The following is an 18,728-nucleotide window of genomic DNA, read 5'->3' on the forward strand; positions in this document are numbered from 1 at the left end:
TTCATGGTTTGTCGCTGTTGTTGAGGGCTTGTTGGCGAGCGGTTTCGCGGTAGAGCTGGTCGCGCCCGCTCTCGTAGGGGCGGGGCCACTGCAGGGCGCGGGTCTGCAGCTTGGCGGCTTCGTGCAGGGTCCAGGCCGGGTCGGCCAGGTGGGGGCGGGCCACGGCGCAGAGGTCGGCGCGGCCGGCGGCGATGATGCTGTTGGCGTGGTCGGCTTCTTGAATAGCGCCCACCGCCATTGTCAAAATGCCGGCCTCGTTGCGCACGCGGTCGGCGAACGGGGTCTGGTACATGCGGCCGTAGACGGGCTTGGCCGCGCGCGTGGTCTGGCCCGAGGACACGTCGATCACGTCGCAGCCGGCGGCCTTGAACAGCCGCGCAATTTCAACCGCGTCGTCGGGCGTGTTTCCACCCGGCGCCCAGTCGTGCGCGGAGATGCGCACGCTCATGGGCCGGTCCGCCGGCCACGCGGCGCGCATGGCGGCAAACACCTCCAGCGGGTAGCGGCAGCGGTTGGCCAGCGAGCCGCCGTACCCGTCGGTGCGTTGGTTGGTCAGCGGGCAGATGAAGGCCGAGAGCAGATAGCCGTGCGCGGCGTGCAGTTCGAGCCAGTCGAAGCCGGCAGCGGCGGCGCGTTGCGTGGACTCGACGAAGGCGGCGGTGAGTGCGTCCATGTCGGCGCGGGTCATGGCGCGCGGCACCTGGTTTTGTGGGCCGTAGGGCACGGCGCTGGCGGACATGACGGGCCAGTTGCCGTCGGGCAAGGGTTCGTCGATACGCTCCCAGCCGAGCTGCGTGGAACCCTTGGGGCCGCTGTGGCCGAGCTGGATGCCGATGTGTGCGTGACTCGCGTGCGTGAAATCCACGATGCGCTTGAAGCCCGCTTGCTGCGCGTCGTTCCACAAGCCGGGGCAGCCCGGTGTGATGCGGCCTTCGGGTGTGGGGCTGGTCATCTCCACCATCACCAGCGCAGCGCCACCGAGCGCGCGCGCGCCCAGGTGCACCAGGTGGTAGTCGCCCACCGCACCGTCGACCGCGCTGTACTGCGCCATGGGCGAGACGACGATGCGGTTCTTCAGGGTGAGGCCGCGCACCTTAAGCGGCAGCAGCATCGGTGGTGTGGGGTGCGGGTGTGAGCCCCCACGCTCCGCCGCTGCGCGGGTCGCTGCCCCCCGAGGGGGCTGATCCGGCTTGGGGCGGCCCGGCGCCGGATCGGCCCTTGCCTCCAGCCACCGTTCGTAGCCTTCGAGCCAACCGGCATCTCGCAAGCGCAAATTCTCGTGGCTGATGCGCTGGCTGCGCGTGAGCAGCGAGTACGCGAACTGCTCGACTTCCATGCCGGTGTAGCGGTCCACGTTCTCGAACCACTCGGTGGAGTTGCGCGCGGCGTTCTGGATCTTGAGCACCTCCACGCTGCGGCGCGCCTCGTAACCCTGCAGCACCTCGGCCACGTCGGCGTTCGCATGGTGCGCGAACTCGTTGGCCAGGTCGATCGCGTCTTCGAGCGCGAGCTTGGTGCCGCTGCCGATGGAGAAGTGGGCGGTGTGGGCCGCATCGCCCATGAGCACGATGGGCGTACTGCGACCTGCCACATCTGTCCAATGCACCCAGGTCTTGCAGATCACGCGCGGGAAACGGATCCAGTTGGCCGAGCCGCGCAGGTGCTGCGCGTTGCTGATGAGTGCGTGGCCTTCCAGCCGGTCGGCAAACAGCTTCTCGCAGAATGCCACGCCCTCGGCCTGTTCCATCTGGTCGATGCCGTGCGCCTTCCACACCGACTCGGGCGTTTCCACGATGAAGGTCGAGGTCTCGCCGTCGAATTTGTAGGCGTGTGCCTGAAACCAGCCGTGCTCGGTCTGCACGAAATCGAAGGTGAAGGCGTCGAAGGTCTTCTTGGTGCCCAGCCACACAAAGCGGCATTCGCGCGTGTCGATGTCGGGCTGGAAGGTCTCGGCGTAGCGGGTGCGGATGCGGCTGTTGAGGCCATCGCTGGCGATCACCAGGTCGGCGTTGTACTGCCTGGCCAGCGCCTGGTCGTCGGTCACATCGGTTTCGAACACCAGGTTCACGCCCAGGGCCAGGCAACGGTCCTGCAGTATGTTGAGTAGCTTCTTGCGTCCGATGCCGCAGAAGCCATGGCCACCCGAACGCACGCGACCGCCCTTGTAGAAGACCTCGATGTCGTCCCAGTGGTTGAAGGCCTCGCCGATGAGTGTGGCCGATTCGGGGTCGGCCGCGCGCAGGTTGCCCAGCGTCTGGTCGGACAGCACCACGCCCCAGCCGAAGGTGTCGAACGGGCGGTTGCGTTCGACCACGGTGACGGTGAGCGTGGGGTCGCGCTGCTTCATCAGCAGGGCGAAGTAGAGGCCGGCCGGGCCGCCACCGATGCACAGGATGCGCTGGAGCGCCGAGTCTGGAGTGTTCATGTCTAATTAGTTTAGACATGAATTATTCAGCTTCAATCGGGTTTACCCGAATCTGTTGGTACCCCTGCCCGTATGGAGGCCTTTGGTGCAACAATGAATCACAGCCCCAAGGAGGCCAACATGTCTGTGTACCGATTCAAGTCCCGCGAAACGGGCGACCTGGTGATGCTGGCGCAGCACGGCAAGCGCCTGTTGGACATTCTCGGCAAGGACCCCTCGGGTCCGGGGATCGTGCTGCACCAGCAGATGCCGGCCGCCATCCAGGCCATTCGCGATGCCGTCGTGCTCGAAGAAGCCGAACAGAAAAGGTTGCGCGAAGAAGCCGTGGCCAAGGGTGACGTGCCCCCCGAGTTCGATCAGGTCAGCCTGCGCATGCGCAGCGCGCCATTCATCGAGATGATGCAGCGCTGCGAGAAGGCTGCGGTCGACATCGTCTGGGGGGTCTGAACGTGGCTCCCCCCGCGTCGCCTGCGGCGCCACCCCCCTGAGGGGGGCGACACCTGAGGCCGGCGGAGCCGGACCCGCGGTGTCCCTGGGGTGGGACACGCGCGCCGGGGAGGGAGTTGTCTTTTCTTCTGTTTAGTCCACTTTGGCGCCGGACGCTTTGACCACCAGCGCCCACTTCGCAATCTCGGCTTCGATCAGCTTCGTGAACTCCGCTGGCGTGTTGCCACTGGGGATCGCGCCCTGGCCCACCAGGCGCTCCTTCACTGCGGGCAGGCCCAGCGCCTTGGCGGTTTCCTGTTGCAGGCGGTTCACCACTTCGGGCGGTGTGCCGGCCGGTGCCAGCAGGCCGAACCACGAGCTGGCTTCAAAGCCGGCGAGTGCACCGGCCTCGGCCACCGTGGGGGTGTCGGGCAGCGCGCTGGAGCGCACCGCGCTCGTCACGGCAAAAGCCTTCAAGCCGCCCGACTGGATGTGCGGCATGGCCGAGGGCAGGTTGTCGAACATCACGTCCACCGCGCCGACCAGCAGGTCGGTGATGGCCGGGCCGGAGCCGCGGTAGGGAATGTGCGTCATGAAGATGCCGGTACGCGACTTGAACAACTCGCCCGCCAGGTGGATCGACGTGCCGTTGCCGCTGGACGCCATGTTGAGCTTGCCAGGGTGGGACTTGGCGTACTTCACGAAGTCGGCCACGTTGTTGATGCCGAGTTCCTGTGCGCGCTTGGTGTTCATCACCATCACGTTGGGCACGCCGGCCACCAGGGTGATGGGGGCAAAGTCTTTCTGCGGGTCGTAGGGCAGCTTCGAGTACAGCGATTTGTTGATGCCGTGCGTGCCCACGGTGCCCATCAGCAGCGTGTAGCCATCGCCGGGTGACTTGGCCACCGCTTCGGCGCCGATGTTGCCGCCCGCACCGGCGCGGTTTTCCACCACCACCGGTTGGCCGAGGGCCCTGGAGAGTTCGGGCGCGAGCGTGCGGGCCAGGATGTCGGTGGTGCCGCCGGGGGCAAACGGCACCAGGATGCGGATCGGCTTGCTCGGCCAGGCGGCCTGGGCGGCGACCCAGCCCGGGAGGGCGGCGGTGGCCAAGGTGAGTGCGACGAGGGTGCGACGGGAAAGGGTCATGTTTGTCTCCTGCTGTGGTTGCACTGATCAATGTACCGGCTGCGCGCGCAGTGCACACGCTCCTGTGAGACAGCGGAACCGGCCGCACAAAAAAACACAGCCCGCATCGGCGGGCTGTGTTCAGGGGGCGATCAAGCTTCAGTCGGCGAACTGGCCGGCTGCGTCGATGGCGGCCTTGAGCTTGTTGATCTCGTTGGCCACGAAAGCCTTGTGGCCTGCGGGGGTGACACGGTTGTCGGTCACGACGATGGCACCCAGGTCCTCCTGGCTCTTGATGAACTCGGGGTCCTTCAAGGCCACCAGCAGCGCGTCGTTGAGCTTCTTGGTCACGTCAGCCGGTGTGCCCTTGGGTGCGTACAGGCCGTGCCAGATGGTCAGGTTGAAGCCCTTGAGGCCCATTTCCTGCAGCGACGGGTAGTCCTTGAGCAGCTTGTGGCTGGACAGTGGCTTGGCCGTGGTCACGGCGAAGGCCTTCACGCGGCCGGCTTCGATCTGCGCGGTGGTGTTGGTGGTCTGGTCGCACATCACGTCCACCTGACCGCCGATCAGGTCGTTCATGGCCGGGCCCGTGCCGCGGTAGGCAATGGTGGTCATGGACTTGTCGAGCTTGACGGCCGATTGCCACATCAGGCCGCAGATGTGGGAGGCTGAACCCAGACCGGCGTGGGCCAGGTTGAGCTTGCCGCCGTTGGCGCGGATATAGGCTTCGAAGTCGCGGTAGGTGTTGGCGTTGAGTTTGTTGGTGCCCAGCAGGGTCATGGGCACGTCGTTGATCATGCCCAGGTACTCGAAGTCTTCGAGCGGCTTGAACTGCTGCTTGCGGTACAGGCTGGTGGTGGCGGCCATGCCGATGTGCCACACCAGCAGGGTGTAGCCGTCCGGGTTGGCACGGGCCACTTTGGTGCCGGCGATGGTGCCGCCTGCGCCCGCTGCGTTTTCCACCACGATGTTGGCGCCGCCCAGGGGCTTGCGCATGGCTTCGGCCAGGCGGCGGGCGACCAGATCGGTCGGGCCGCCAGCGGCGAAAGGCACCACGAAGGTGATGGGTTTCGCTGGGAAGGCTTGCGCAAAAGCGCCAGCCGAAACAGTGGCTGCCAGAACAACGGCAAGCAGTTTTTTCATGGAAGTCTCCAACGATGGTTTAAGTACCCCGGATGGTATCCCCCATGTGACAGCGGGAAATCGCGGAAATTACGTAGTCGACCGCCGGGGAAAACCCTTTGCTGCGCTGCGTCCCGACGCGCCACGCGTCGCTGGGTGGCTTGCCTGCTACTGGTAGCTGCGTGCGTCCTCGATCACCTTGCCGTCGTTGGGCAGGCTGCCGGGCGGCACCAGTTGCACGTCGCCGCGCAGCTTGGTGACGTCGCGCACCGCCGTCTCGATCAGGCCGCGCAGGGCGTCGTCGGTCTCGCTGGCCTCGACCTTCAGGCACATCTGGTCGTTGGCCATTTCACCGCTGATTACCAGGCGCGCCTTGTGCACCTGCGGGAAACGCCGGGCGATGTCGGCCACCTGGGAGGCGTGCACGAACATGCCCCGCACCTTGGTGGTCTGGTCGGCGCGGCCCATCCAGCCCTTGATGCGGGGTGCCGTGCGGCCCGTGGGGCACTGGCCGCTCAGGATGGCCGAGAGGTCGCCGGTGCCGAAACGGATCAGCGGGTAAGCCGGGTTCAGCGTGGTCACCACGAGTTCGCCCACTTCACCGTCGGGCACCGGGTCGCCGGTGCCGGGCCGAACGATCTCGACGATCACCCCCTCGTCGAGCACCAGGCCCTGGCGGGCTTGCGTCTCGTAGGCCACCAGCCCCAGGTCGGCCGTGGCGTAGGTCTGGTACACGTCCACGCCCTGTTCCTTGAACCAGGCCGTGAGGCTCGGCGGGCAGGCTTCGCCACCGACCGAGGCTTTGGTGAGGCTGCGGATATCGGTGCCAGCATCCCGGGCTTTCTCCAGCAGGATGCGCAGGAAGCTGGGGGTGCCGGTGTATGCCGCTGGTTTGAGGTCCACCATCGCGTCGAGTTGTTGCTCGGTCTGGCCGGTGCCGGCCGGGAACACGGTGCAACCCACGGCGTGCGCACCCGATTCCAGGATGAACGCGCCTGGGGTCATGTGGTAGCTGAAGCTGTTGTGCACCAGTTCGCCGGCGCGAAAGCCCGCGGCGAACAGAGCGCGGCCAGCGCGCCAGTAATCGCGCCCCGTGCCTTCGGGTTCGTAGATCGGCCCGGGGCTGGCGAACACGCGCGACATGGCCGGACCCCGCACCAGTGCGGAAAAGCCGCCAAACGCATCGCCGCCTTGCGCGCGCGAGGCCTTCTGGCGCTCCAGCAACTCGCTCTTGCGCGTGACCGGCAGGCGGGCCAGCGCGGCACGGCTGTTGACGCTGGCGGCGTCCACGTCTTTCAGGATGTCGGCAAACGCCGGGCTGTTGCGCTGCGCGTGCGCGATCTGCGTGGACAGCGCGGCCATCTGGGCCGCTTCGCGCTCGGCGGGCGATCGGGTTTCGAGGGAGTCGAAGTGGTCGTTCATGGGGGTCTGGTGCGGTGTGTTGAACAGGATGGTCAAGCCAGCCAACGCTTTCTGCGTTTGTAGCTCTTCACGTCCTTGAAGCTCTTGCGCTCGCCGCCGCCCATGCCGAGGTAGAACTCTTTCACGTCCTCGTTGTTGCGCAGGTCGCTGGCCAGGCCGTCCATGACGATGCGGCCGCTCTCCATGATGTAGCCGTAGTCGGCGTACTTCAGCGCCATGTTGGTGTTTTGCTCGGCCAGCAGGAAGGTGACCTTTTCCTTCTGGTTGAGGTCCTTCACGATCTCGAACACCTCTTCGACGATCTGCGGCGCCAGGCCCATGGAGGGCTCGTCCAGCAGCATCACGCTGGGGTTGGTCATCAGTGCCCGGCCGATGGCACACATCTGCTGCTCACCGCCCGAGGTGTAGGCGGCCTGGCTGGTGCGCCGGGTCTTCAGGCGTGGGAAATAGTTGTAGACCTTCTCCAGATTGCGCGCGACCTCGGCCTTGTCCTTGCGGGTGTAGGAGCCGGTCATGAGGTTTTCCTCGATGGTCAGGTGGGCAAAACAATGCCGCCCTTCCATGACCTGCACCACGCCCCGGTGCACCAGGTCGGAGGTGCTGAGGTTTTCGATGCGTTCGCCACGCAGCTCGATGCTGCCTTTGGTGACCTCGCCGCGCTCGGCCTTCAGGAGGTTGGAGATGGCGCGCAGGGTGGTTGTCTTGCCCGCGCCGTTGCCGCCGAGCACGGCCGCGATCTTGCCCTCGGGCACGTTGAGCGACACGCCCTTGAGCACGAGGATCACGTGGTTGTAGATGACCTCGATGCCTTGAACGTTGAGGACGGTGTTGGGGGTGCTCTCTGGGGTGGTCATGGAAGTGTCCTGTGTGGCCAATTCAAAGACCGGCTGTGTGCAGGTCTTTGAATTGGCGGCTCTTGCGAGCCGCCAGGTTCAGCCAGTCATCAGCTCTGGCAATCGGCACCCGTTCTGCGTGTCAGTTTTTTCTCGGCGGCGTACTTGTCGGCCGCGGCCTTGACCATCGGGCGGATGATCTGCTCATCGCCCTGCAGCCAGTCGGAGGTCCACTCGAACTTGCTGCCGTTCCAGGTGTGCACGCGAGCCCACGAGGCACCCATGTGGTCCTGGCAGCTGGTGGAGATCGGGCGCATCACGCCCTTGAAGCCCAGTGCGTCGAGCTTGGCTTGCGTGAGGTTCAGGTTTTCGTAACCCCAGCGGGCCTGCTCACCCGTCATGACCTTGCCCTTGCCGTAGCGGTCCTGTGCCGCGCGCACGCCTTCCACCGCCAGCATGGCCGCCTGCAGACCGCGCATGTACAGCACCTGGCCGACTTCTTCCTTCGGTCCCGTGCCCTGGCCCTTGCCATGGATCTTGGTCAGGATTTCCTTGGCCACGGCAGCTTCGGGTTCGGCGCCGTGCTGCATCATGATGGCGTTGTAGCCCTTGGCGCCCGCGCCCACGTCTTTCACGTCCGGCTCTGCACCAGCCCACCACACGCCGTACATCTTCTCGCGCGGGTAGCCCGTGGCCTGCGCTTCCTTCAGCGCGGTGGAGTTCATCACGCCCCAGCCCCAGTTGAGCACGTAGTCGGGGCGGTTCTGGCGGATCTGCAGCCAGGTGGCCTTCTGCTCCACGCCGGGGTGGGTCACGGGCAGCAGGCTCAGCGTGAAGCCGTGCATGGCGGCGCGTTCCTGCAGCAGCGGAATGGGTTCCTTGCCGAACGGGCTGTCGTGGTAGACCAGTGCGATCTTCTTGCCCTTGAGCTTGTCGGAACCGCCTTCTTTCTTGGCGATGTGCTGGATCAACGTGTCGGCGGCCACCCAGTAGGTGCCCGACAGCGGGAAGTTCCACTTGAACACGCCGCCGTCGGCGGACTCGCTGCGGCCATAGCCGGCGGTGATCAGCGGGATCTTGTCGCCGGGGGCCTTCTCGGTCAGCGCGAAGGTGATGCCGGTGGACAGCGGCTGGAACACGGTGGCGCCGCCGTTCTTGCCCTTGAGGCGCTCGTAGCACTCCACACCACGGTCGGTGGCGTAGCCGGTTTCGCATTCTTCAAACGACACCTTCACGCCGTTGATGCCGCCACGCTCGTTGACCAGCTTGAGGTAGTCGACGTAGCCGTTGGCGAAGGGCACACCGTTGGGCGCGTAGGCGCCCGTGCGGTAGACCAGCACGGGGAAGAATTGCTCCTTGGCTTGCGCCATGGCAGAGGGTGCCACCAGTGCGGCCGACACGCCCGCACACGCGATGGACACGGACAGAACCAGATTTCGCAGCTTCATTTCGTTGTCTCCTAATAAGAATCAAACACACAGACCAACACAAACACCATGACCCTTGGATGCCGGGCGGCTTGCGCCGCTGCGGCCTCAGTGCGGAAAGGGCCAGAGCCGCAACTTCTGTTTGGCGATGCTCCACAGCTTGGCCAGGCCGTGGGGCTCCACGATCAGGAACCAGACGATGAGGGCGCCGAAAACCATGAATTCGGTGTGGGAGATGGCAGCGGTGGAGATCTCCACGCCCACCAGTGCGCCCAGGGCGGGCAGGAACTGGTTGAGGAAGATGGGCAGCACCACGATGAAGGCCGCGCCGAAGAAGCTGCCCATGATCGAGCCCATGCCACCGATGATCACCATGAAGAGCAGCTGGAATGAACGGTCGATGGAGAAGGCCGCCGGCTCCCAGGAGCCCAGGTGCACGAAGCCCCACAGGCCCCCGGCCACGCCGATGATGAAAGAGCTCACGGCAAACGCACTGAGCTTGGCGTACATCGGGCGGATGCCGATCACCGAGGCCGCCACGTCCATGTCGCGGATGGCCATCCACTCGCGCCCGATGGCCGAACGCACCAGGTTCTTGGCCAGCAGTGCAAACACCACCAGAAAGCCCAGGCAGAAGAGGTACTTCTCCAGCGGTGTGTCGATGGTCCAGCCCAGCACGGCGAGGTTGGAGACCGAGACCGAGCCCGACGAGGTGTTGTTGGTGAACCAGCCGATGCGCAGGAACGCCCAGTCGCAGAAGAACTGCGCGGCCAGCGTCGCCACGGCCAGGTACAGGCCCTTCACGCGCAGGCTGGGAATGCCGAAGAAGATGCCCACCAGCGTGGCAAAGAAACCGCCCGAGAGCAGAGCCACGATCAGCGGCATGCCGTCGATGCGGATGTAGGTGTTGTAGGCCATGTAGGCGCCCACGGCCATGAAGGCGCCCGAGCCCAGGCTGATCTGCCCGCAGTAACCCACCAGGATGTTCACGCCCAGCGCGGCCAGCGCGAGGATCAGGAACGGGATCAGGATGGCGCGGAACATGTACTCGTCTACCAGCAGCGGCACGCCGATGAAGGCAAACGCGATGAAGGTCAGGATGACCCAGCGGTCCTGTGCGATCGGGAAGATCTGCTGGTCGGCGCGGTAGGAGGTCTTGAATTGACCGTTTTCACGATAGAACATGGTGTTTTCAATCAGTTGGGGTCAGAGCACATTTGCTGCGCAAATCGTGATCTGACCCACAAGGTATTCGGACTCAGACGCGATCGATGATCTTCTCGCCGAACAGCCCTTGCGGCCTGAAGAGCAAGAAGACAAGAGCCAGCACATACGCAAACCAGATCTCGATGCCCCCGCCCACATAGGGGCCGAGGTAGACCTCGGAGAGCTTCTCGCCCACGCCGATGATCAGGCCGCCGATGATGGCGCCGGGCACCGAGGTGAGGCCTCCCAGAATGATCACAGGCAGGGCGCGCAGGGCCACCGTGGTGAGCGAGAACTGCACACCGAGCTTGGAACCCCAGATGATCCCGGCCACCAGCGCGGTGATGCCGGCGACGAACCAGACGATGACCCAGATGCGGTTGAGCGGAATGCCGATGGATTGCGCGGCCTGGTGGTCGTCGGCCACGGCGCGCAGTGCGCGCCCGGTGGCGGTCTTCTGGAAGAAGAGCGAGAGCACGGCCACCAGCAGGGCGGCCACGCAGGCCGCGTACACATCTTCCAGATTGACCAGCACACCACCTTCGAAGATGCCCTCGAACAGGAAGACCGGGTCCTTGGGCATGCCCACGTCGATCTGGTAAATGTCCGAGCCGAAGATGGTCTGGCCCAAGCCGTCCAGGAAGTAGGTGATGCCCAGCGTGGCCATCAGCAGCGTCACGCCTTCCTGGTTGACCAGGTGGCGCAGCACCAGGCGCTCGATCAGCCAGGCCAGCACGAACATGAGCGCACCGGCCATCACGAAGGCGATCAGGTTGCCCAGGAACTTGTCCTCGATGCCCAGCCAGCCGGGCACCCAGCCCGAGAAGCGCGCCATGGCCAGTGCCGCGAACAGCACCATGGCGCCCTGCGCGAAGTTGAAGACGCCCGAGGCCTTGAAAATGAGCACGAAGCCCAGCGCCACCAGCGAATACAGCATGCCGGCCATCAGGCCGCCGAGAAGTGCTTCTAGAAAAAACGCCATGATGTTTCTCGCTCAGTGGGAGGTTCCGAGGTAGGCGCTGATGACCTCCTCGTTGTTGCGCACTTCTTCGGGCGTGCCGTCGCCGATCTTCTTGCCGTAGTCCAGCACCACCACGCGGTCGGAGATGTCCATCACCACGCCCATGTCGTGCTCGATCAGCACGATGGTGGTGCCGAACTCGTCGTTCACATCGAGGATGAAGCGGCTCATGTCCTGCTTCTCCTCCAGGTTCATGCCGGCCATGGGCTCGTCGAGCAGCAGCACCTGCGGCTCCATGGCCAGCGCCCGACCCAGGTCCACGCGCTTTTGCAGGCCGTAGGGCAGGGTGCCCACCGGCGTCTTGCGAAAGGCCTGGATCTCCAGGAAGTCGATGATGTGTTCGACGAACTCGCGGTGCGTTTCCTCTTCCTTCTGCGCGCCGCCAATGCCGAAGGGGTTGCGGAACGCCTGCGCAAAGAGGTTGCTTTTGATGCGCAGGTTGCGCCCGGTCATGATGTTGTCGATCACGCTCATGCCCTTGAAGAGCGCGAGGTTCTGGAAGGTGCGCGCAATGCCCATCTCGGCCACCTGGCGGCTGTTCATGTGCTTGAAGGTCTGGCCCCGAAAGCTGATGGAGCCTTCCTGCGGCTGGTAGACGCCATTGATGCAGTTGAGCATGGAGCTCTTGCCTGCGCCGTTGGGCCCGATGATGGCGCGCACCTCGTGTTCGCGCACGTTGAAACTGATGTCGGTGAGCGCCTTGACGCCGCCGAACCGAAGGCTGATGTTGTTGACGTCGAGGACGACGTCGCCGATTTTTTTGCTCATGGGATGGTGTTCAGGCTGCGGCTTTTACCGGGGCAAATGTCTTGGCGTCACCCAGCTTCAAGGTGGCGCTCACCGAGCCGCTGCGCCCGTCTTCGAACTTCACCTGGGTCTCGATGTACTGCTCGGTCTTGTCGCTGTAGAGCGCGTCCACCAGCGCGGCGTAGCGCTCGCTGATGAACCCTCGGCGCACCTTGTTCGTTCGTGTGAGTTCGCCGTCGTCGGCGTCCAGCTCCTTGTGCAGCACCAGGAAGCGGCTGATCTGGCTGCCCGCGAGCAGCTCGTCGCGCGAGAGGTCGGCGTTGACCTTTTCCACGCAGTCGCGGATGAGTTCGTACACCTCGGGCTTTTGCGCCAGGTCGGTGTAGCCGGCGTAAGACAGGTTGCGCCGCTCGGCCCAGTTGCCCACGGCCTCGAAGTCGATGTTGAGCATCACGCACACGCGCTCGCGCTTGTCGCCCAGGGCCACCGCCTCCTTGATGTAGGAGAAGAACTTCAGCTTGTTCTCCACGTACTTGGGCGCGAACATGGCGCCGTCGTGAACGCCGCCCAGGATGCGGCCCACATCTTTCACGCGGTCGATGATCTTCAGGTGCCCCGCAGCGTCGATGAAGCCGGCGTCGCTGGTGTGGTACCAGCCATCGGCCGTGAGCACCTCGGCGGTGGCGGTCGGGTTCTTGTAGTAGCCCTTGAGCAAACCGGGCGACTTCACCAGAATCTCGCCGCTCTCGCTGAGCTTGATCTCCACCCCCTCGCAAGGCACGCCCACGGTGTCGGCGCGGGCCTCGTTGTCGGGTTGCAGGCAGACAAACACGGCGGTCTCGGTGGAGCCGTAGAGCTGCTTCAGATTGATGCCGATGGAGCGGTAGAAGCTGAAGAGGTCGGGGCCGATGGCCTCGCCTGCGGTGTAGGCCACGCGCACGCGACTCATGCCGAGGTTGTTGCGCAGCGGGCCATACACCAGCCAGTCGCCCAGCTTGTATTTGATGGCATCCACCAGGCCGATGGACTTGCCGTCCATGCGCGCGGGGCCCACGCGCTGGGCCACGTCCATGAAGTAATGGAACATGCCGCGCTTCAGTGCGCCAGCGTCTTCCATGCGGATCATCACGCTGGTGAGCAGGCCTTCAAACACGCGCGGTGGCGCGAAGTAATAGGTGGGGCCGACTTCCTTCAGGTCGATGGTGACGGTGGCGCCGGATTCGGGGCAGTTCACCACGTAGCCCGCCACCAGCCACTGCGCATAGGAAAAGATGTTCTGCCCGATCCAGGCCGGCGGCATGTAGGCCAGCACTTCGTCGGCGGGGGTGAGCTTGTCGAAGCGCGCGCCCACGTCGGCGCGGTTGATCAGCGTGTGGTGGGTGTGCACCACGCCCTTGGGGTTGCCGGTGGTGCCGCTGGTGAAGAACATCGCGGCCACGTCGTCGGGTTTGCATGCCGCCACCTGCTCGCGAAACAGCTGCGGATGCGCCTTGGCGTGGGCCTGTCCTGCGGCGATCAACTCTTCCACGCCGCCCAGGCCGGGCTGGTCGTAGTTGCGCAGGCCACGCGGGTCGTCGTAGTAAATGTTCGAGAGCTGCGGGCACTGATCGCGGATCTCCAGCATCTTGTCGACCTGCTCCTGGTCTTCCACCACACAGAAGCGCACCTCGGCGTTGTTGATGGGGAAAACGCATTCACCGCCCACCGCGTCCTGGTAGAGCGGAATCGGAATGGCGCCGAGCGACTGCGCGGCCAGCATGGTGGCGTAGAGCCGGGGCCGGTTGGCGCCGATCACCACCATGTGTTCGCCGCGCTTCAGGCCGGCCTGGTGCAGGCCGCAAGCCAGCGCTTCGACCAGCCGCGCCATGTCGCTCCAGCGGGTGGTCTGCCAGATGCCGTATTCCTTCTCGCGCATCGCCGGGGCGCCGGGGCGTCGCTGGGCGTGGTCCAGCAGCAGCTGGGGGAACGTCGTTTGCATGTGTGTCTCCTGGGGCCGATCAGGGCCGCCGGCGTCTGGCGTGTCCCGCACAGGACACGTCTTGATGCAGCGGATCGTAGGACTTCATTTGACGTCATGTTGTCGGTGCGACGACAATTGCGGGTCATCCCTCCTAGGACTTTCCCCTACGGGTTTGCACTTCTCACCCCGCCATGAACCCCTTCACGCCCCACCGTTCCGGCAGCGATCTGCGCGACCGCGCCCGCCCGCCCACCGAGGCCGAACTGGCCGAAATTCCGTGGTTGCAACGCCTGACGCCGATCGAGCAGGCGCGTGCTGTGGACGCGCTGGTGGTGGGTGAGGCCGACGCGGGGGACTACATCTGTCGCTTTGGCCGACCGGTGACGTACTGGTTCGGCCTGGTCGACGGCCTGCTCAAGATGAGCAACGACGATTCGCAAGGGCCGGTGATCACCTTCACCGGCGTGGCGCCCGGTGGCTGGTTTGGCGAAGGCACGGTGCTCAAGCACGAGCAGTACCGCTACAACATCCAGGCGCTGCGCAAGAGCCGCGTGGCGGGCCTGCCAGTGCAAACGTTTGACTGGCTGCTCGACCACTCGATCGGCTTCAACCGTTTCGTGATGCACCAGCTCAACGAACGCCTGGGTCAGTTCATCGCGGCGCGCGAGATCGACCGCCTGAACAGCCCCGACCTGCGCGTGGCGCGCAACCTGGCTTCGCTGTTCCACCCGCTGCTCTCGCCCAACGTGGGGGGCATTCTGCGCATCACGCAGCAGGAACTGGCCTACCTGGTGGGCCTGTCGCGCCAGCGCACCAACGAGGCGCTCACCACGCTGGCCGCCAAGGGATGGATACGGGTGGAGTACGGTGGTTTGCGCGTGCTTGATCTCGTCGCCCTGAGATCTGGCCAACTTGATGAATCGTGACCCCCACGCTCCACCGCTGCGCGGGTCGCTGCCCCCTGCGGGGGCTGGCCTTGCTTGGAGGCGGCCCGGCGCGGCGGCCCATCTGGGATGATCGACCCATGACAACCGACAAACCCGCCCGCACGCTCAAGCTCAACCCGGGCGCCGCGCAGAAAAAACCCGCCGACCCTTTCGCGCCGCGCCGTGCCCCGGTGCGCCCACCCGGCCCGGCGCGCGCCAAAAGCGTTTCAGCCTCGGCTCCCAAGCCGCCGCGTGAACCCTCCAAACCTTACGGCGCGCCGCGCGGTGGCCCCGAGGGTGAGCGCTCCGAGCGCCCGCGCTTTGCAGCAGACCGCCCGCGCTCGGGCCCCGCGGCTGCGCCGCGCGGCGACGACCGTTTCGGTGCCGCTGAGCGCCCACCGCGCGGTCCGTCCGCCGCACCGCGCCCGCCGCCGCCCCACCGGCCTGACCTGGCCCGCGTCGGCAACGTGCGCGGTGAAATCCGCCTCAACAAACGCATGGCCGACCTCGGCCTGTGCTCGCGCCGCGAGGCCGACGAATGGATCGCGCGCGGCTGGGTGCTGGTCAATGGCGAGCCGGCCGTGATGGGCATGCCCGTGGCGCCCGATGCGCAAGTGGAGGTGCTGCCCCAGGCGCGCCACCAGCAGGCGGGGCAGGTCACCATCCTGCTGCACAAGCCGGTGGGTTATGTGAGCGGCCAACCCGAAGACGGGCACGAAGCCGCCGCCACGCTGATCGGCGCGCCCAGCCAGTGGCGCGGTGACGCCAAGAACCCGGCGGACGGCCGCCGCTTCGCGCCCGAACACACGCGCGGCCTGGCCCCGGCCGGCCGGCTCGACATCGACTCCACCGGCCTGCTCGTGCTCACGCAGGACGGCCGTGTGGCGCGCACGCTGATTGGTGAGAGCAGCGGTGTGGAAAAGGAATACCTGGTGCGCGTGCAGTTCGCGCCCAACGGCCCGATGGGCGCGGGCGTGATCGCCGAGAACGTGCAGGCGATCTTTCCGCCGCACCAGCTGGCCCGGCTGCGCCACGGCCTGAGCCTGGACGACCAGCCCCTCAAACCCGCGCAGGTGGAGTGGCAAAACCCCGAGCAACTGCGTTTCGTGCTGGTCGAGGGCAAGAAGCGTCAGATCCGGCGCATGTGCGAGCAGGTGGGCTTGCACGTGGTGGGTCTGAAGCGTGTGCGCATCGGGCGGGTGGTGCTGGGCAATCTGCCGGTGGGGCAGTGGCGGTACTTGCGGGCCGACGAGGGCTTCTGAGCCTTCAGGTCTCGCTGCGAGACCTCGCTTGGACATCGGCGCGAAACCCGAGCAAGCCGATCACTTTCACGCAAAAGGCGGGACACCAGGGTCACAATGGCCCATGACCCGCCCCAAACCCAACGCCACCCGCCAGGCCGTGCTGCGCCACCTGCGGCCCAGCGACCTGCAGGCCGCCGTGAGGCTCGCCACGCAGGCCACCACCGGCGTCATTGGCATTGCCGAGGGCGTGCACCAGTCGGTGCGCCGCAAGCTGGGCCTGTCGGCAGGCACCGAGCCCGACCGCACCGGTGGCTTCACCGGTCAGGTCTACCGGGGCATTCGTGGCGTCACCGAGCTGGTCGGTCACGGGCTGGACGGGGCGCTCGCGACCCTGCTGCCGCTGCTGGACGACCCGTCGACCCACCCCGAGCCCTCACCCGGACGCGAAGCCGTGCTGGCCGCGCTCAACGGCGTGATGGGCGACCGCCTGCTGGCGCAGGACAACCCCCTGGCCCAGCGCATGGAACTGCGCCTGGCCGGCCAAGCCCTGCCCATGGACCGACCCGCACCGTTGCGCGAGCGGCTTGCGGGCGCCTCGCCCCACCTGCTGCTGCTGGTGCACGGCCTGTGCATGAACGACACGCAGTGGCTGCGCAGTGGCCACGATCACGGCGCCTTCCTCGCGCAAGCGCTGGGCTGTACGCCGGTTTATGCGCGCTACAACAGCGGCCTGCACACCTCCATCAACGGCCGCGAACTCGCCGGCCAGCTGGAACGCCTGGTCGCGCAGTCGCCCGCCATCGAATCCATCACCGTGCTGGGCCACAGCATGGGTGGGCTGCTGGCGCGCGCCGCCGTTTTTTATGGCCGCCAGATGGGTCACCGGTGGCCCGCGCAACTCAGGCACCTGGTGTTTTTGGGCACGCCGCACCACGGCGCGCCGCTGGAGCGCGCCGGGCATGGGGTGGACGTGTTGCTCGCGGCCTCGCCCTTCACCCTGCCCTTCACACGCCTGGGCATGCTGCGCAGCGCTGGCATCACCGACCTGCGCCACGGCCATGTGCTGGACGACGACTGGCAGGGACGGGGACGGTTTGATTCCCCCCACGACCACCGCGTCCCCTTGCCCCTGCCCGAGGGTGTGGCCTGCTTCACCGTGGCAGGCACGCTTGCTCCCCAGCGCGGCCTGCTGGCCGACCGCCTCACCGGCGATGGGCTGGTGCCGCTGCGCAGCGCGCTGGGTCAGCACGACGAAGCCGCGCGAAGGCTGGTGTTTGCCAAGGACAGCCAGCGCACCGTGTACCGCACGGGTCACCTGGAGTTGCTCTCCAGCGCGGTGGTGGCGCAGCAGCTGGTGCAGTGGTTGGCACCGTCGATGGTTGAAGTCGACTGAGCCGTCTCAGCGCTCGCGCCCGGCCTCGTGCCACGCCCGCTGCACCGGTGACAGCAGGTACTGCAAGACGGTGCGTTGTCCCAGCAGGATTTCGGCTTGGGCCTGCATGCCGGCGGTGAGTTCGTGGCGCCGATCGTCCCGCACCAGCGCTGCTTCCTTCAAGGCCACCGTGGCCTTGTAGCGTGGCGGCGGTGACGCGCCATCGGGCGCTGTCGCTCTGGCTGGATCTTCGGTTTGGGCATCGGCGTTGACCCATTGCAGCTCGCCATGTGCCATGCCGTACTTCTGAAACGGGTAGGCCGCAAACTTCAGCTTGACCGGCTGGCCCGACCGAACAAAGCCGACGTCTTCGTTGGACACCCACACCTCCACTTTCAGCGGCGCCTGCTGCGGCACCAGCGTGGCCAGCACGGTGCCGGGTTGCACCACTGTGCCCACGGTGTGCGTGGCCAACTCCTTCACGATTCCCTCGTGTGGCGCGCGCAGCTCCATCAGGGCGCGGCGGTGCTGCTGTTTCTGCCAGTCCGCCTCCAGCCGTTCCAGCTGCGAACGGGTCTCCGCGCGCTCGGTGTGCAGGCGCTGGCGGTGCTCGGCCTTGATTTGCTCCAGCTTTTTCAGCGACTGGTCGATGCTCGCCCGCGCCGAGGCGATCACGTGCTGCTGGGTGGCGAGTTCCTGTTCTTTTTCGATGCGCTCGCGGCGCTTGTCGCTGACCATGAGTTGGCCAGTGAAACCCTGGTCGGCGAGCTGTGCGTAGGCGGTTTCCTGGGCCTGGAAGTGGGGCAGCACCGCCTGCAGCCGCTGGCTTTGCTGCTGAGCGGCAGCCAGCTCTTGCTGCGCCTTGAGCATGCGGCTGCGCTCTTCGGCCAGTGCGCTTGCCAGTGCCGCTTCGTTCGCCAGTTGTTGGGCTACGGCCTCTTGCGCCAGGGGTTGCGGTTCATCTGCGTCGATGGTCAGCCGTTGCTCGGCCAGTTCAGCGTCCAGGCGGCGCAACGCAAGCCGCTTGCGCCCACGCTCGGTGGTCAGCGCGTTGAGATCGGTTTCGGTGGTGAGCGCGTCCATGCGCATGAGCACTTGATCTTTGTGTACCGTTTGCCCTTCACGCACGAGGATGGCGCTGACGATGCCCGCCTCTGAGGGCTGCACGATCTTGAGGTAGTCCTCGGGCACCAGTTTGCCTTCGGCCACGGCCACGATGTCGAGCCGACCTACCGAAGCCCAGACGATGAGGAACACCAGCAGAGCCAGCAGGCACCACAGCACGCGCCGGCCGATGGGGGAGGGGGCTTGCTGTTGCAGTCGGATCAGGGGTGGGTGGAAGGCGAGGTGATCGGAGTTTGTTGAATGGGTGGATGGGGCAGGTGAGGAATTCGTCATGTTGTTCTTGTTTCAAGGCTCAGATACAGCCACAGCGACCCGGCTGTTGGCACCGGGTCGCTGTGGCCTGGGGA

Annotated in this window: 15 protein-coding genes; 4 read left to right on the top strand and 11 right to left on the bottom strand. The window is 65.9% G+C overall.

What is annotated here, in order from left to right:
• Position 1: 1 nt before the first annotated feature.
• The gene (locus tag F9Z44_RS03045) at positions 2-2,425 is read right to left on the bottom strand and encodes a bifunctional salicylyl-CoA 5-hydroxylase/oxidoreductase (protein ID WP_159603467.1); all 2,424 of its coding nucleotides are present in this window, start codon (positions 2,423-2,425) and stop codon (positions 2-4) included.
• A 120-nt stretch (positions 2,426-2,545) separates the two neighbouring features.
• On the opposite strand from F9Z44_RS03045, the gene F9Z44_RS03050 reads away from it, so the two are divergent.
• Positions 2,546-2,872: a DUF1840 domain-containing protein gene (locus F9Z44_RS03050; RefSeq protein WP_159603469.1), complete on the top strand. Its 327-nt coding sequence runs from the start codon at positions 2,546-2,548 to the stop codon at positions 2,870-2,872.
• Between the two features lie 132 nt (positions 2,873-3,004).
• On the opposite strand, the gene F9Z44_RS03055 is transcribed toward F9Z44_RS03050, so the two are convergent.
• The 9 genes from F9Z44_RS03055 to F9Z44_RS03095 form a co-directional block, all read right to left on the bottom strand.
• Positions 3,005-3,997 carry a Bug family tripartite tricarboxylate transporter substrate binding protein gene (locus tag F9Z44_RS03055; protein ID WP_159603471.1) on the bottom strand — a complete coding sequence of 331 codons (993 nt, stop codon included), beginning with the start codon at positions 3,995-3,997 and terminating at the stop codon, positions 3,005-3,007.
• Positions 3,998-4,135: 138 nt separating this feature from the next.
• On the bottom strand, positions 4,136-5,119 hold the full coding sequence (locus F9Z44_RS03060; RefSeq protein WP_159603473.1) for a tripartite tricarboxylate transporter substrate-binding protein: 984 nt from the start codon (positions 5,117-5,119) through the stop codon (positions 4,136-4,138).
• Between the two features lie 147 nt (positions 5,120-5,266).
• A complete protein-coding gene (locus F9Z44_RS03065) occupies positions 5,267-6,520 on the bottom strand; it encodes a phenylacetate--CoA ligase family protein (protein WP_159603475.1) in 1,254 nt (417 codons plus the stop codon).
• Between the two features lie 32 nt (positions 6,521-6,552).
• A complete protein-coding gene (locus tag F9Z44_RS03070; RefSeq protein ID WP_159603477.1) occupies positions 6,553-7,374 on the bottom strand; it encodes an ABC transporter ATP-binding protein in 822 nt (273 codons plus the stop codon).
• A gap of 89 nt (positions 7,375-7,463) precedes the next feature.
• Positions 7,464-8,801: an ABC transporter substrate-binding protein gene (locus F9Z44_RS03075; protein WP_159603479.1), complete on the bottom strand. Its 1,338-nt coding sequence runs from the start codon at positions 8,799-8,801 to the stop codon at positions 7,464-7,466.
• A gap of 87 nt (positions 8,802-8,888) precedes the next feature.
• Positions 8,889-9,965: a branched-chain amino acid ABC transporter permease gene (locus F9Z44_RS03080; RefSeq protein WP_159603481.1), complete on the bottom strand. Its 1,077-nt coding sequence runs from the start codon at positions 9,963-9,965 to the stop codon at positions 8,889-8,891.
• Between the two features lie 73 nt (positions 9,966-10,038).
• A complete protein-coding gene (locus F9Z44_RS03085; RefSeq protein WP_159603483.1) occupies positions 10,039-10,968 on the bottom strand; it encodes a branched-chain amino acid ABC transporter permease in 930 nt (309 codons plus the stop codon).
• Between the two features lie 12 nt (positions 10,969-10,980).
• Positions 10,981-11,775 carry an ABC transporter ATP-binding protein gene (locus F9Z44_RS03090; protein ID WP_159603485.1) on the bottom strand — a complete coding sequence of 265 codons (795 nt, stop codon included), beginning with the start codon at positions 11,773-11,775 and terminating at the stop codon, positions 10,981-10,983.
• Between the two features lie 10 nt (positions 11,776-11,785).
• Entirely contained in the window at positions 11,786-13,732 is a 1,947-nt protein-coding gene (locus F9Z44_RS03095; protein WP_159603487.1) for an AMP-dependent synthetase/ligase, read from the bottom strand.
• Positions 13,733-13,905: 173 nt separating this feature from the next.
• Here F9Z44_RS03095 and F9Z44_RS03100 point away from each other — a divergent pair, with 173 nt between their 5' ends.
• The 3 genes from F9Z44_RS03100 (at position 13,906) to F9Z44_RS03110 (ending at position 17,277) form a co-directional block, all read left to right on the top strand.
• Positions 13,906-14,640, top strand: a complete 735-nt coding sequence (locus F9Z44_RS03100) for a Crp/Fnr family transcriptional regulator (protein WP_159603489.1) — start codon at positions 13,906-13,908, stop codon at positions 14,638-14,640.
• Positions 14,641-14,738: 98 nt separating this feature from the next.
• A complete protein-coding gene (locus F9Z44_RS03105) occupies positions 14,739-15,902 on the top strand; it encodes a pseudouridine synthase (RefSeq protein ID WP_159603491.1) in 1,164 nt (387 codons plus the stop codon).
• Between the two features lie 103 nt (positions 15,903-16,005).
• Positions 16,006-17,277 (top strand): esterase/lipase family protein, encoded by a 1,272-nt coding sequence (locus tag F9Z44_RS03110; RefSeq protein ID WP_159603493.1) that lies wholly within the window; start codon positions 16,006-16,008, stop codon positions 17,275-17,277.
• A 6-nt stretch (positions 17,278-17,283) separates the two neighbouring features.
• Here the strand turns inward: F9Z44_RS03110 and F9Z44_RS03115 are convergent, their stop codons facing one another.
• The gene (locus tag F9Z44_RS03115; RefSeq protein ID WP_159603495.1) at positions 17,284-18,654 is read right to left on the bottom strand and encodes an HlyD family type I secretion periplasmic adaptor subunit; all 1,371 of its coding nucleotides are present in this window, start codon (positions 18,652-18,654) and stop codon (positions 17,284-17,286) included.
• Positions 18,655-18,728 lie beyond the last annotated feature (74 nt).

The organism is Hydrogenophaga sp. PBL-H3, assembly GCF_010104355.1.
Lineage (GTDB): Bacteria > Pseudomonadota > Gammaproteobacteria > Burkholderiales > Burkholderiaceae_C > Hydrogenophaga.